The organism is Apibacter adventoris (genome assembly GCF_002964965.1).
In the GTDB taxonomy this organism is placed as follows: domain Bacteria; phylum Bacteroidota; class Bacteroidia; order Flavobacteriales; family Weeksellaceae; genus Apibacter; species Apibacter adventoris.
In genome coordinates this window covers 51,602-64,718 of sequence record NZ_PSZN01000007.1, presented here as the reverse complement: position 1 = coordinate 64,718, position 13,117 = coordinate 51,602, and the positions used below count along the sequence as shown (strand labels likewise).

The window sequence follows — 13,117 nt, the reverse complement described above, 5'->3', positions numbered from 1 at the left end:
CATATATATAATATAAAATATAATTATTATAATAATATTTATTTGTATTTCTTTTTATTAAGTAACTATACATTACTATTAGTACTTTATAATTTATTTTTTATTATTTGAGATAAATTTTATGAAATTATTCTGTTCTATTTTTTGATATTTTAGAGTAATTTTGCACTCATTTTAATTATAATAAATAGGAGTGGATAAAAAATATTTAGGTTCCTTTTTCATAATCCTAGCTTCTGTAATGCTTGGTATAGATGGAGGAATATTAATTGGTTTGTATTACAAAATATTTCATTTTTATAATGTTAAATTTATTGTATTCGTAGCTCATCTTATACCTACCTTATTTCTGTCCGTTTTTTGTTTTAGAAAATATAAAATGTTAAAAATATTTTCTTGGAATGATTATGTATATTTATTTTTGATTGCTTTATTCGGAGGAACTATAGGCACTTTATCAATAGTAAAAGCATTACAACTTAGTGGCTTTAGTAAAGTGAGTATAGTTATATTATTGCAGAAATTGCAGCCTGTTTTTGCTATAGCTATGTCTATTATAATATTAAAAGAAAAGCCAAATCTCAAATTTTTTATAGTTGCTTTGGTGGCTTTGGTAGCCAGTTACCTATTAGCTTTCGGATTTCAAAGTCCCATGATGTTGGAAAGTAATAATATCCAAGCTATTTGTTATTCATTACTTGCTGCATTTTCTTATGGAAGTTCTTTGGTATTTGGTAAAAAAATTTTACATAAATACGATTTTTTTACTAGTACTTTTTATCGTTTTTTCTTTACAACAATCATTGTAGGAGTTTTAGTAATTTTATCCGGTAATTTAATTAGTGATATCAATTATTTTTTGGATAATCGATCTTTATTATTATTTGCTGTTTTTTGTTCGTTTTGGGGATTGACAGAAGTTTTTGTTTATTATGTCGGTTTAAAAAATACCCCTGCATTATTAACCTCTATATTTGAACTGACTTATCCTTTTACGGTTGTTCTAATAGATACCTTTGTTAATAAGTATTATCTAACATCTTTACAGATTTTTGCAGTTGTTTTGCTCTTAGGATCTATTATTTATCTTAATCTGAATAATAGAAAAATTATTCGGAGTAAATAAAGGTAAAAAATTTTTAAATATTTTTTGTAATTGCTTGAACAATCCTAAATCGGTTGAAAAAACTTTTTAGAATAACTCTGAGTACTGTATATCCCGGAATGGCAAAAATCACTCCAATAGCTCCAAATAAAACCCCGAATATTAACATAACTAAAAATATTTCTAATGGATGTGATTTTACACTCTTTGCATAAATGAGTGGTTGAAAAACAGCATTATCAATTAATTGAGCTATTAAATATAAAATACTGATCCATATAATATTAGGAAATATTTGTAAATTAAGATCCATACCTAAAGTAAACATACTACTCATACTTAATATGTTTATAATAAAAAAACCTACTAAAGGACCTAAATAAGGAATTAGATTAAAAAATGCACAAAATATGGCTATAATAATCATATTTTCTATGCGGAAACTTCCTAATATTATTAAGTATAAAATAAACATGGCAAAAATTTGTAAACATATACCCAAAAAATAACGGGTTAATAAATTTTTTATATTAGAAAGGGCTAAAATTACTTTTTTTATATCTTTTGTCGGAGCGGCACCAACAATTATTTTGTTGAATAAATCTTTTTCTCTAAGAAAGAAAAATGTTATGAAAACTATAGAAAATATAGAAATACCTATTTTGGATAATATGGAAAAACCAATTTGAATTGTGTCCTGATGAATTTTGAATTTATATTTCGGAGTTAGCAATTTAGCATAATTTCCATCAAATAAATAGATATGTTTGTTTTTTAATGACTCATCAATAATTTTAATTTGTTCAGTGATAGATGCCTGCAGTTTATTAGTATCAAGTAAAGATAGATTACCTGCTTGCTCAATAGCTAAAGGGATAATTAAAGAAAGAAAAGCAAAAAATATGCTGAACATTAATAATATAGTAATAAAAGCAGAAATAGTTTTAGAAATTCTAATTTTTCCATTTAAAAAATTCATAATAGGTCTGCCCATAAGAGAAAGAGCAAAGGCAATAAATAAATAACCTAGAATAAAACGTATTTTCCATAGAAGAAATACCAATAGGACCGTCAAAGCTATAACAGTTACTGCACTAATAATACCCTTACTTAATTCTTTGTAATTCATTATATTTGAATAAAACTTTTTAAGTTTTCACTAGTAATTTTTAAGTTTTGTTTTTATTTTATTAAAAGTAGTTTAATCATTTTTTAATAATTCCATTAAGTCTAATATAATTATGATTTGTTTTATGTTATTTTATAATTTAATCTTGATGATTTATTTTTTTGACTTTTAATCTACTTTTGTTTTTTTATCTTTCTTTCCGCGAATAAATCAGAAAAGGTTCGATTTATAATACATACCTAAATTTATTTTTTAGGTTTGGTTTTTGGGGTTATAGTATCCTCATAGTTAATAATAATAAAAATATTTTCATTATTTTTTTTAAAAAAATAATTTTCACGAGCATATTTTTCTCGCGCTTCTTTATTGTATTTTAGATTTTTGTATTGTATATTTTCAGAGTCTAATTTATTTTTATAATATTCTTTCTCATGTTCCAGTTTTGATATTTCACTATTTAATTCTTTATGCGTAAGATAAGAGTTAGTATCAAAAAATAACATCCAGATAATAAAGATCACGGAAATAATAAAATACATACTGGAATACCAGTTTTTACCCAGTATTGTAATTTTTTTCGTAGATTTATTAATCTGTGACATCGTGGGTTAATGATTAATTATGAGTTACTTTTAAAGTATTTTTAATTACAGAACTTAAAACATTAATAGCTACAGTATTTTTTTTCATTGTTGGAATTATAATATCAGCAAAGGCCATAGAAGGTTGTATAAATTCTTCATGCATAGGTTTTAACGTAGTTTGATATCGTTCTATTACTTCTTCTAAATCTCTACCTCTTTCCTGAATATCTCTTCGTATTCTTCGGATGAGTCTTTCATCAGAATCAGCATTAACAAAAACTTTTACATCAAATTCTTTTCTCAGTTCTGTATCAGCCAAAACTAAAATACCTTCAACGATTAAAATTTCCTTAGGTTGAATCATTGTTACATCTTCTGTTCTGGAGTGTGTAATAAAAGAATAAAGAGGTTCATTTATCGGTAGTCCTGATTTTAATTGTTGTACATGTTTAAGTAATAAGTCAAAATCAATAGATCTTGGGTGATCATAATTAAGTTTGACTCTTTCATCGAAAGATAAATTAGGATTATAATGATAATAATTATCCTGTGTTAAGACATTGACTTGATTAGAGTCTAGTTGTTTTAAAATATTATTTACTACTGTTGTCTTTCCGGATCCTGTTCCTCCTGCAATACCTATAGTTAACATTAAAAAATATATTTTATGATAAATTTACAATTATAAATGGAATTTTAAAAAATATTGTTACAGTTCTTTCAATTTTCCTTTAAAATCCTTTAAAGACTTATAATTTTTGGCTTTCATGATTGTTTTTAGTTCAGTTAAAAGTCTTGAAAATACAGAAATATCTTCTTTCATGAGCTGTGTTCCTATTTGTACCATAGAAGCCCCACATAAAAGGTGTTCAAAAACATCTTTACCTGTTTCAACCCCACCACAGCCAATAATAGAAATATCATTTCGTAATAATTTATAAAACATTCTTACATTGGCTAAAGCAGTAGGTTTAATATATGCGCCTCCAATTCCCCCAAAACCATTTTTTGGCTTAATCACTACAGATTCATCTTCAATATATAATGCATTTCCGATACTGTTAATACAAGTTACAAATTGTAGTGGATACTGATTGAGTATATCAGCTACTATTTCAAAATGGACCATATCAAAATATGGAGGAAGTTTTACACCTAAAGGTTTAGAATAAAATGAAAATATTTTATTTAAAACTTCTTCTGTTCGTTCAAAATCATAACCCGTTTGAGGTTTTCCCTGAATATTGGGACAAGATAAATTTAGCTCAACCCAACCCTGAAAATCAGAACTGTTAATCTTATTAAGCATTTCCATATTTTCTTCCAAAGATAATCCCGCAATAGAGAAAAATAAATGATCATTACCCAATTTATGTTCTTCTAATACATAGTCTAAGTAAAATTGAAACCCTAAATTAGGTAACCCCATAGAGTTAATGCTACCTAGTTTTAAATCTACATAACGAGGAGAGGGGTTACCCTCTCTAGAAGAGATTGTACAACTTTTTGTTATCCAGGTTCCGGATTCTGAATTTTTAAGTTTTGAAAGATCCTCAAAAGTCATACACTTAGCACCGGAAGCATTCATTAAACAATTGTCAAAAATTTTATTAGATATTTTAGTCTCAACGGATATCATGGATTAAATTTTTACAAATATCTAAAAATTTAAATTATAAAATTAAGTTACCAGGAGTTAAATTATTAATTTTTGTATAAAATAAAATAAATGAAAAAGTTATATTTGCCAAAAATTAAATTATATGGAAAATCAAAATTATGAGCAACCGTCTCAATCATCTGAAGATCTTTTTACAGGAATGCCACCTATGCCTAGTAATAATCTTCCATTAGCGATAATTTCAACAATTTTGGGTTGTTGTTCTCCTTGTTGGATTGGTTTAATATTAGGGATTATTGCTATTGTATATTCCTCTCAGGTAAGAACAAAATACAATGCTCAAGATTATGATGGTGCTCAGAAGGCTGCAAAAAATGTGAAAATTTTTTCTTTTATATCCTTAGGTTTAGTGGTTATAAATATAATAATTCAGTTAGTTATCTATTCTATTTACGGAATAGCTTACTATGAAAATTATTTTAATCAATTTAAATAATTAATTTTTTAAAAGGTTAATTAAAAATTTATAGAAGTTGGGAGTATTTATAAGATATCCCAGCTTTTATTTGTTAAAGTAAAAAAGAAATATGAAAAGGATATGGGTATGGAGCTTTCTAATTATGGTAAGTTCTATTGTTCTAATCTTTTATTATTCTACTGATCCAGTACATACACATTCGGGTGTTCCTTGTACATTTAAAATTGTTACAGGTTATAACTGTTCAGGGTGTGGTGGGCAAAGAGCTTTACATCTCCTATTACACGGAGAATTTTTACAGGCATTACGATATAATTTTTTAATTATTTTCTTTCCTTTTTTTATATATCTTCTTTATGTAGTAATAAAAGTATATATTTTAAAAGAAAATAATCATATACCTAAATTTATGTTTTCAAATGATTTAGGGACTATAGTTTTAGTTATAGTTATATTATTTACAATTTTAAGAAATATTCCTTATAAACCATTTATTTATTTAGCCCCACCTCCATAATTTTTATAATTTATTTTATTTATAAAATATATCTTTTAATTCTAATAAATATTTCTCATAATTAGGTAATACATTTATAGAAGAAAGTATAATATAAGAAAAAAATAAAACTACACTTATCATTATACCATTAATAGCCCATTCTTTAGCTTTATCACTTAATTCTAAGGCTTTTTCATATTTATTTTTTTTCCAATAAATTTTGGACTTAGTATATAAAATAATAGATAAGATTCCTATAGGAAGACATAATAAGCAACACAAAATGATTTTTAGGTAAGGAATTCTTTTCAATTGAAAATTATCAGAATTAAAAGAACTATGATTCATAATCATGAAATTTATGTAAAGATACTAATTAAAGTAAAATATCTCTTATCTTTTTAACTTTTGTAAAGTAAACCATATAGAAAAATAGAATTTAATTGATTATCAATCAATAAGAAAGAGTAAAAAGAGAAACATAAACGATTTAAAAATAACCATAAAACCTTGTTAAGCTTTAATTTTCATAGATTCAAATAGTTCTTAAGACAAATATATGCAATAAATTTTGTAACTATCTTTCTTCAATTTTTGGAGTTAGATAAATCACCTATCTGTAGTTATTTTTGTTTGAGAAATCCATAATTTGCCAATATTCTTTCCATTCATCAACCCTTCTAAAAATATCGTATCCTAATTGCACATCAGTAAAATCATAAATCACATGCTTATTAAAATAAATATTTAGAGTTCAGAGTTTGTAAAATAACCTCGGCTTTATTTATCAATTCATTTATCTCATCAGAACGAACATTCACTTCTCCGGAATTTATTCTGACTCTTTTATGATAAGATACCTACATTATAATTCAAAAAATCCGATATATTCGGCAATTGTTTGATGAAAGCAGGAATAAATGCTTTTCGGCAAACCGAATGGAGTGGTAAAGTGCTTGGACTGACCGTCAAATAAAACATAGGTACTTGGGCATATAAGAAAAGATTGCATCAAATATGAAGCCTTTTTGTACAAGATCTTTTCAGCAAATAAAATTGAGCTGAAAGACAAAATTACTTTATGGTTTTTGCATTTTCTTTGCATTATAGTGAGATACATAAATAAAATCAGAGAATATGAGACTGAGGATTATTTGCCACATGATGACGGCGGTGGACGGAAAGATTACGGGGCCGTTTATGGAAACAGATGCCGCAAATGGCGTAAACCATGAGTACGAACGTACCAACAATTTCTACAATCCGCAGGTATGGCTGTGCGGACGGGTTACTACCAATGAGAATTTTACTTTTTATCATAAACCGAATCTGGACCGAAATGCTCCGGTCGTTTCCGAAGGAGACTTTGTAGCCGTAAAAGACGCTCCGATGTATTATGTGTCGGTGGATGCTTAGGGAAGAATCGGATGGGAATCCGGCGATTTCGAAGACGAAGGCCGACCAACCGCTCACATCATCGAGGTGCTGACCGGAAAATCGTCGAACGCCTATAAGGATTTTCTTCGACGGTTGAATATTTCCTATATCATTGCCGGAGATGAAAACCTTGATTGTGCTCTTGCTTCCGAAAAGCTATATGAACTTTTCGGCATCGAAACCCTGATGTTATCCGGGGGTGGCTATATAAACGGTTCATTTCTGAATGAAGGTCTGATTGACGAATTAAGCCTTGTTGTCGCTCCCGTTACGGACGGTTCTCCGGATACAGTTACCCTTTTCGGACGTGCCGGCTGCCTGCCCGAAAAACCACCTGTGGAGTTCTCGTTGCTGGCGGTTGAACAACTGGCAGGCGATTGTGTTTGGTTAAGATATAGCATTAAAAAATAAAGGGATGAAGAAATTATCCGTTATGGCGGTTGTACTGCTCCTTTTTTGGGTCAGTCCTGCAATCGGCGACAAAAATAACAATCAAAATTCAAATGATATGAATACAACAGAACATTACACATTCGGATTAAGCGACCGTGTAACCCGTCAAAAAGTACACTTCAAAAACCGCTTCGGAATCGGATTGACAGGAGACCTCTACATACCGAAAAATCAGGGCGGTAAATCGGCGGCGATAGCCATTAGCGGACCTTTTGGGGCGGTCAAGGAACAAGCTTCGGGATTCTACGCCAACCAACTCGCCGTACGTGGATTTGTCGTATTGGCCTTCGATCCTTCGTATACGGGCGAGAGCGGCGGCGAACCCCGTTATGTGGCTTCGCCTGATATCAATACCGAGGATTTCAGTGCAGCCGTCGATTTTCTTTCCACCTTTGATGGCATTGATCCTGGACGCGTCGGAATACTCGGCATCTGCGGATGGGGCGGGCTCGCGCTCAATGCCGCCGCCATCGATACCCGAATTAAGGCTACGGTAGCTTCTACGATGTACAATATGAGCAGGGTAAATGCCAACGGTTATTTTGACGCGATGGATGCCGAAGCACGTTATGAACTTCGCGAAAAACTCAATGCCCGGCGTAACGTGGATTTCAAAAACGGTACTTATGCCCTTGCGGGAGGCGTGGTGGATCCGCTGCCCGATGATGCGCCGCAGTTCGTGAAAGACTATTATGCCTATTACAAAACACCACGCGGTTACCACGAACGGTCTCTGAATTCCAATAATGGCTGGAACGTGACCTCTTCCCTCTCGTTCATCAATACGCCACAGCTCGCGTATATCGGAGAGATACGTAACCCGGTATTGATTATCCACGGAGAGAAAGCCCATTCGCGTTATTTCGGCGAAGATGCTTACAAGAAACTTACGGGTGATAATAAAGAACTGATGATAATTCCCGGAGCGAACCATACAGACCTGTATGACCGTCTGGATATGATTCCGTTCGACAAGCTGGCATCATTTTTTAATGAAAACCTGAAATAATGGATATAATAGAAAGATTACATCAGGGCGAGATGATCCGGATGGACGACCCTGATTATCACAAAGTACAGGAACAGATAGATTGGGTGTTTGCAAAAACAATCGAACTCAATAAGCTGCCCTTCGGACATGCTCTGATTAGGGAGAAAATCAATGAACTGCTCGGCATCAGAATAGATGAAACAACCACAGTCTGCATTCCCTTTTATACCGATTGGGGAAAGAATACCACCATCGGCAAAGAGGTCTTTATCAATATGGGCTGCACCTTTATGGATCGTGGAGGCATTACGGTAGAAGACAGGGTACTCATCGGTCCCAAAGCCAATATCATTACGGAAAACCACCCTGAAGACCCTGAACTGCGACGGTATGTTTACAGTAAACCGGTACATATCAAAAAAGGGGCATGGATAGGAGCTTCGGTCACTGTTCTGCCGGGTGTCACCGTGGGCGAGAACGCCATTGTAGCGGCAGGTGCGGTAGTAACAAAAGATGTCCCGGATAACACTATAGTCGGAGGTGTTCCTGCAAAAATAATACGAAAAATCAAAACAAAATAGCCTATGAAGAAGTTATTATCAATATGGGCGTTCTTACCATTATTCACTATAATGACATGCGGAAACGATTCCTCAGAACCGGAAAAAACGAAAAAAAAACAATATGGAAAAGAATACAATCAAACTAACGGCAGGCAGTAAGACATTTACTGCTACATTGGCAGATAATTCTTCGGCGAAAGCCCTCAAAGAATTGCTTGCGAAAGAAGACATCAGTATAAATATGCGGGATTATGCCAATATGGAAAAGGTTGGTACTTTGGTAACGACTTTGCCAAGGAATGACGAATATATCACCACCTCTGTCGGAGACTTGATTCTTTATCAAGGAAATCAGTTTGTCATTTACTATGCTCCTAATACCTATTCGTTTACCCGGCTGGGAAAGATTGACAATACTAAGCGTGAAGAATTGTTGTCCGCACTGGGGAATGGTGATGTAACAGTACTACTATCAATAAACTAAATCTGAAAATTTGATGGAAAAGATAAATGTAAATGTAAAGAAAGCACTACTTTTAGTAATAATTATTTCAATAACTAATATACAATATAATATGGCACAAGAAAAGATTACACAAACTGCCGGTCGCATGCAATTAGGAGAGTTTGCTCCTAAATTTGCTGAGTTGAACGATGAGGTTCTCTTCGGAGAAATATGGAACCGTCCGGGTCTTAGTCCGCGTGACCGTAGCATGATTACCGTCGCAACCCTCATAGGCAAGGGCATTATAGATTCGTCACTAAGCCATCATTTGCAATTTGCAAAAGAAAACGGGGTAACGCGTACCGAGATTTCCGAAATGCTCACTCACATTGCTTTTTATGCCGGATGGCCTAATGCATGGGGAGCGTTTCGCATGGCTAAAGATGTATGGGCAAAAGATAGTACAGCAGACGACAATGGCAAGGCAGCATTTCAGCGAGAGATGATTTTCCCGATAGGAGAGCCCAATAAGGCTTATGCCAAATACTTTATCGGCAACAGTTATCTGGCTCCTATTTCTAAGGAGCAAATTCCTTTCTTTAATGTAACATTCGAACCCCGGTGTCGGAATAACTGGCATATCCATCATGCAACTAAAGGTGGCGGGCAGATGCTTGTATGTATAGCAGGGCGTGGCTGGTATCAGGAAGACAGTAAGGATGCTGTGCAGATGCTTCCCGGCGATGTGATACACATTCCCGCTAACGTCAAGCATTGGCATGGAGCTGCTGCTGACAGCTGGTTTGCACATCTTGCCTTTGAAATTCCCGGCGAGAATGCCTCGAACGAATGGCTCGAACCCGTAAGCGATATAGAATATAATAAACTTGGAAAATAAAAAGAATAAAATGATGAAAACGTTAGTAAGTTATTTTTCCGCGACACGTACGACAAAGGCTCTTACAGATTACGAGTGCCGACATATATGAGATAAAGTTCGAAACTCCATACACAGCGGCCGATCTCGATTGGACTGATAAAAAAAGCCGGAGCAGCGTAGAAATGCGTGATAAGGATTTCCGTCTGGCAATCACAGACAGGGAGGCGAAAATCGAAAATTACGACGTCATTTATATCGGATTTCCGGTTTGGTTGTATATCGCACCGACTATCATCAATACTTTTATGGAGAGCTACGATTTTTCGGGCAAAACAGTAATCCTTTTCGCCACTTCCGGCAGAAGTAGTTTTCGCAAAGCAGTCGAAAATCTGAGAAGAAGCTGTTCACTAATGACAGTTATTAAAGAAGGAAAGGTATTTTGTGTACGTTTATCCGAAGCTGAAATAAGAATGTGAACAAAGAGTCTGAAGTATTTTGTTGAAATACAGCAACAGTCCCAATACTTTAGGCTTCAATTCTTTGAAAAATTCTATTTCGGTCTGTAGTGTTATCGATTTCAAAACGAGAAAATAATCACGTAGTTCAGATAGACAATATTTGAGGAATTTAACCATTCTGACAGCCTTTTCACGAGATAAATAGCCCTTACAAATCAATCATTTGTGATTCAATATTTATCCTATCCATTATTTCGTTGAAAACTGCGTTCATATCACAAAGAATATTTAGCTTCTGAATATGTATTTTATAGTTCTTGAAATAAAGATAATAAGCCAATCCCTTCTATATCTGGTTTTAATGATAAGAAGTATGCTTGTTGCTCACTTCTTTTTATAAAAGCAGCTCTTAAGCCTGCACATAATGCACCATATACATCCCAATTATGGGAGGCAACTAACATACATTCTTCTATAGGAGTATTTAAAAGGTATGCAGCTTTAAGATAAACATCCCGATGCGGTTTATAACTTTGGAAGATTTCTGTACTAATTTGTTTGTCAAATAAATAATCAATTTTGGCATTTGTTAGTTGTCTTTTTAGTAAATCTTTTGACGAATTAGATAGAGCCACAATCAAGTATCCTTTTTCTTTGAGTATTTCGAGAGCTTTTAAAACGTCCGGAAATGCCGGTAATGAAGATAGAATATTCACCAGTTGAGTTGAGGTATCTGCGGTAAAATCAGTCCTCTTTAAGTTAGACACTACCTTCAAAGCATCTATTGCAATAAGTCCGAAGTTTTTGTAAGTATCGGTAACCGTTGAGACTAATGAGTAATGCAATAGTTTTGAGAACCATAAGTCGTAAGCATTTTTACCGAATTTATAAGAAAGAAACGATCTTAAAGGGGCGGTGTTTAAAATAGTTTCATTGATATCAAAAAATAAAACTTTTGGCTTTAAAATAAGTTGATTTGTTTTCATAATATTTATATTTCAAAACATACTAACATGTATGTTTTTAATTAAAAAAAATTACAAGCTCATTATATATTTTATAATAATCTCAATAAATTCATTTAGTTTGGTATCATTTTCATCAATTTTTCTGATTGTTCTTATACCTTCATATGCACTAATCAAAAATAAAGCAGTAGCACTAACATTCGTATCAAAGCTAATCTTCTGTTCTTTTTTAGCTCTGATAAGAATATATTTGATAGCTTTTTCCCACTCATTTATAGTGTTCATTAAAGCAGAGTTGTATTGTTTGTAGCTGTTTAATTCTGTAATAAATTTGTTTAAAGGACAACCTAATTCTTTTTCGTTTTTTGTAAAAGATTTAAGGCGTTTAGAAAAGGTATCACATAATAGTAAGACTGGATCACCTTCTCGATACAGAGGCGAAATCATTGTATCATAAATTCTGCTATGTACTTTAGTCTTAATAACAGCCAAAATAAGTTCTTTTTTATCCTTGAAATGATGGTAGAAAGCACCTCGAGATAAATTTACTTTAGTAGTGATATTATCAATACTTGTCTTTTGTAATCCATTTGTATAAAATAGATTATATGCGGCATCAATAAGTAATTGACGTGTAGATTCTGATTTTTCTTGCTGCTTCATATTTCAAATATAACAAAAAATATACATATGTGTATGTTTTTTGGGGATATTTTGTTTACATTTTCCAAGAAGTTATTTGAATAATGGGAAACCTAAGCAAAATAAAGTGCTTTGCTCGTTTCCCAACCATTACCTATTAAAGATTACTCGCTATTAATTGTCTGTTTTACTGTTAGATATATTAAAATGTCACAATAGTTGAGAATGCATGCTGATTCATATAGATTCCGAGCTTCTTCTTAATGCCGCAGCATGTAGCAATGACATTCAGTCCCGAATGTATTGGTCATCTTGCAAGGGATATGTCTAACACTTTAATGTCAGACTATTTTTCATAAAATTTTTCTATAATTACCAATGGGATATACAACAACTGCACATGGTATTCTATTCCTGTTTTCTGACGTTTAGAAATGATCTATTGGCTACTTTCTTTTATCTAATAGATATTATTAATGTTAGGTTCTTCATATCGATATACGAAAGTCCTGTAAATACAAAAATCACAAAATATCCTTGCTTTTTTTGCTGTCTGACTTTTTATCGTAAGCCATAAATCTCTCCAATTCTTCTTTGCTTAGTGTCTTATGTATGGGGTCTTTCATTATTGTGGCAAAGTCTGAGAACGGATTGTGAAATAGGATTTCCTGATTTACTGCATTACGGACTATTTTTTTGAAATAAATCAGATAAATACTGCTTGTTCCGACGCTGAATTTAAGGTTCGTTAGTAAATACCTGTAATAGTCTTCGATATGAGAATCGTCTTCAGAAAATCAATGCGGATTAATCTTTATACATTGAATATCAATCTAAAGTTGTTAAATTTCATTAATCTGCTTT

Annotated in this window: 18 protein-coding genes; 10 read left to right on the top strand and 8 right to left on the bottom strand. The window is 32.4% G+C overall.

Annotation, left to right across the window (positions count from 1 at the left end; all coding sequences use genetic code 11):
* Positions 1-193: 193 nt before the first annotated feature.
* The gene (locus tag C4S76_RS04515; RefSeq protein WP_105193086.1) at positions 194-1,126 is read left to right on the top strand and encodes a DMT family transporter; all 933 of its coding nucleotides are present in this window, start codon (positions 194-196) and stop codon (positions 1,124-1,126) included.
* A 13-nt stretch (positions 1,127-1,139) separates the two neighbouring features.
* On the opposite strand, the gene C4S76_RS04510 is transcribed toward C4S76_RS04515, so the two are convergent.
* The 4 genes from C4S76_RS04510 to C4S76_RS04495 all read right to left on the bottom strand — a co-directional run bounded on the left by C4S76_RS04510 (position 1,140) and on the right by C4S76_RS04495 (position 4,457).
* Positions 1,140-2,234, bottom strand: a complete 1,095-nt coding sequence (locus C4S76_RS04510; RefSeq protein ID WP_105193084.1) for an AI-2E family transporter — start codon at positions 2,232-2,234, stop codon at positions 1,140-1,142.
* A gap of 245 nt (positions 2,235-2,479) precedes the next feature.
* Positions 2,480-2,836 carry a septum formation initiator family protein gene (locus tag C4S76_RS04505; RefSeq protein ID WP_105193082.1) on the bottom strand — a complete coding sequence of 119 codons (357 nt, stop codon included), beginning with the start codon at positions 2,834-2,836 and terminating at the stop codon, positions 2,480-2,482.
* A gap of 13 nt (positions 2,837-2,849) precedes the next feature.
* A complete protein-coding gene (gene udk / locus C4S76_RS04500) occupies positions 2,850-3,470 on the bottom strand; it encodes a uridine kinase (protein ID WP_105193080.1) in 621 nt (206 codons plus the stop codon).
* 57 nt (positions 3,471-3,527) lie between these two features.
* Positions 3,528-4,457, bottom strand: coding sequence for a dihydroorotate oxidase (locus tag C4S76_RS04495; protein ID WP_181044056.1), 930 nt, complete (start codon positions 4,455-4,457; stop codon positions 3,528-3,530).
* A 124-nt stretch (positions 4,458-4,581) separates the two neighbouring features.
* On the opposite strand from C4S76_RS04495, the gene C4S76_RS04490 reads away from it, so the two are divergent.
* Both C4S76_RS04490 and C4S76_RS04485 read left to right on the top strand, forming a co-directional pair.
* The gene (locus tag C4S76_RS04490) at positions 4,582-4,935 is read left to right on the top strand and encodes a CD225/dispanin family protein (protein ID WP_105193078.1); all 354 of its coding nucleotides are present in this window, start codon (positions 4,582-4,584) and stop codon (positions 4,933-4,935) included.
* Between the two features lie 91 nt (positions 4,936-5,026).
* Entirely contained in the window at positions 5,027-5,434 is a 408-nt protein-coding gene (locus C4S76_RS04485; protein ID WP_105193076.1) for a DUF2752 domain-containing protein, read from the top strand.
* 15 nt (positions 5,435-5,449) lie between these two features.
* Here C4S76_RS04485 and C4S76_RS04480 read toward each other — a convergent pair whose 3' ends face one another.
* Complete coding sequence (locus C4S76_RS04480; RefSeq protein ID WP_181044055.1) at positions 5,450-5,764, bottom strand: CD225/dispanin family protein; 315 nt, start codon at positions 5,762-5,764, stop codon at positions 5,450-5,452.
* An 813-nt stretch (positions 5,765-6,577) separates the two neighbouring features.
* On the opposite strand from C4S76_RS04480, the gene C4S76_RS11905 reads away from it, so the two are divergent.
* The 7 genes from C4S76_RS11905 to C4S76_RS04450 all read left to right on the top strand — a co-directional run bounded on the left by C4S76_RS11905 (position 6,578) and on the right by C4S76_RS04450 (position 10,661).
* Positions 6,578-6,832, top strand: coding sequence for a hypothetical protein (locus C4S76_RS11905; protein ID WP_221404985.1), 255 nt, complete (start codon positions 6,578-6,580; stop codon positions 6,830-6,832).
* 66 nt (positions 6,833-6,898) lie between these two features.
* Positions 6,899-7,264, top strand: coding sequence for a dihydrofolate reductase family protein (locus C4S76_RS11900; RefSeq protein WP_221404984.1), 366 nt, complete (start codon positions 6,899-6,901; stop codon positions 7,262-7,264).
* Between the two features lie 4 nt (positions 7,265-7,268).
* Positions 7,269-8,315 carry an alpha/beta hydrolase gene (locus tag C4S76_RS04470; protein ID WP_105193072.1) on the top strand — a complete coding sequence of 349 codons (1,047 nt, stop codon included), beginning with the start codon at positions 7,269-7,271 and terminating at the stop codon, positions 8,313-8,315.
* Positions 8,315-8,878 (top strand): sugar O-acetyltransferase, encoded by a 564-nt coding sequence (locus C4S76_RS12125; protein WP_105193070.1) that lies wholly within the window; start codon positions 8,315-8,317, stop codon positions 8,876-8,878. Before C4S76_RS04470 ends, C4S76_RS12125 begins: the two co-directional genes overlap by 1 nt.
* A gap of 103 nt (positions 8,879-8,981) precedes the next feature.
* Positions 8,982-9,344 (top strand): cyclophilin-like fold protein, encoded by a 363-nt coding sequence (locus C4S76_RS04460; protein ID WP_105193068.1) that lies wholly within the window; start codon positions 8,982-8,984, stop codon positions 9,342-9,344.
* A gap of 13 nt (positions 9,345-9,357) precedes the next feature.
* Positions 9,358-10,203, top strand: a complete 846-nt coding sequence (locus C4S76_RS04455; RefSeq protein WP_105193066.1) for a carboxymuconolactone decarboxylase family protein — start codon at positions 9,358-9,360, stop codon at positions 10,201-10,203.
* Positions 10,204-10,235: 32 nt separating this feature from the next.
* The gene (locus C4S76_RS04450; protein WP_221404987.1) at positions 10,236-10,661 is read left to right on the top strand and encodes a flavodoxin; all 426 of its coding nucleotides are present in this window, start codon (positions 10,236-10,238) and stop codon (positions 10,659-10,661) included.
* 290 nt (positions 10,662-10,951) lie between these two features.
* Here C4S76_RS04450 and C4S76_RS04445 read toward each other — a convergent pair whose 3' ends face one another.
* The 3 genes from C4S76_RS04445 to C4S76_RS12180 all read right to left on the bottom strand — a co-directional run bounded on the left by C4S76_RS04445 (position 10,952) and on the right by C4S76_RS12180 (position 13,029).
* Positions 10,952-11,629: a haloacid dehalogenase type II gene (locus C4S76_RS04445; protein WP_105193064.1), complete on the bottom strand. Its 678-nt coding sequence runs from the start codon at positions 11,627-11,629 to the stop codon at positions 10,952-10,954.
* 51 nt (positions 11,630-11,680) lie between these two features.
* Positions 11,681-12,274, bottom strand: a complete 594-nt coding sequence (locus C4S76_RS04440) for a TetR/AcrR family transcriptional regulator (RefSeq protein ID WP_105193062.1) — start codon at positions 12,272-12,274, stop codon at positions 11,681-11,683.
* Positions 12,275-12,777: 503 nt separating this feature from the next.
* Positions 12,778-13,029: a phage integrase SAM-like domain-containing protein gene (locus C4S76_RS12180; RefSeq protein ID WP_181044059.1), complete on the bottom strand. Its 252-nt coding sequence runs from the start codon at positions 13,027-13,029 to the stop codon at positions 12,778-12,780.
* Positions 13,030-13,117: the final 88 nt, after the last annotated feature.

Excerpts from the sequence above, each read along its gene's own strand:
- C4S76_RS04510 (WP_105193084.1), bottom strand. The coding sequence starts at position 2,234 with ATGAATTACAAAGAATTAAGTAAGGGTATTATTAGTGCAGTAACTGTT.
- C4S76_RS04480 (WP_181044055.1), bottom strand. The coding sequence starts at position 5,764 with ATGAATCATAGTTCTTTTAATTCTGATAATTTTCAATTGAAAAGAATT.
- C4S76_RS04460 (WP_105193068.1), top strand. The coding sequence starts at position 8,982 with ATGGAAAAGAATACAATCAAACTAACGGCAGGCAGTAAGACATTTACT.
- C4S76_RS04495 (WP_181044056.1), bottom strand. The coding sequence starts at position 4,457 with ATGATATCCGTTGAGACTAAAATATCTAATAAAATTTTTGACAATTGT.
- C4S76_RS04485 (WP_105193076.1), top strand. The coding sequence starts at position 5,027 with ATGAAAAGGATATGGGTATGGAGCTTTCTAATTATGGTAAGTTCTATT.
- C4S76_RS11905 (WP_221404985.1), top strand. The coding sequence starts at position 6,578 with ATGATGACGGCGGTGGACGGAAAGATTACGGGGCCGTTTATGGAAACA.
- C4S76_RS04455 (WP_105193066.1), top strand. The coding sequence starts at position 9,358 with ATGGAAAAGATAAATGTAAATGTAAAGAAAGCACTACTTTTAGTAATA.
- C4S76_RS04470 (WP_105193072.1), top strand. The coding sequence starts at position 7,269 with ATGAAGAAATTATCCGTTATGGCGGTTGTACTGCTCCTTTTTTGGGTC.
- C4S76_RS04490 (WP_105193078.1), top strand. The coding sequence starts at position 4,582 with ATGGAAAATCAAAATTATGAGCAACCGTCTCAATCATCTGAAGATCTT.
- udk (WP_105193080.1), bottom strand. The coding sequence starts at position 3,470 with ATGTTAACTATAGGTATTGCAGGAGGAACAGGATCCGGAAAGACAACA.
- C4S76_RS04505 (WP_105193082.1), bottom strand. The coding sequence starts at position 2,836 with ATGTCACAGATTAATAAATCTACGAAAAAAATTACAATACTGGGTAAA.
- C4S76_RS04445 (WP_105193064.1), bottom strand. The coding sequence starts at position 11,629 with ATGAAAACAAATCAACTTATTTTAAAGCCAAAAGTTTTATTTTTTGAT.
- C4S76_RS12125 (WP_105193070.1), top strand. The coding sequence starts at position 8,315 with ATGGATATAATAGAAAGATTACATCAGGGCGAGATGATCCGGATGGAC.
- C4S76_RS04440 (WP_105193062.1), bottom strand. The coding sequence starts at position 12,274 with ATGAAGCAGCAAGAAAAATCAGAATCTACACGTCAATTACTTATTGAT.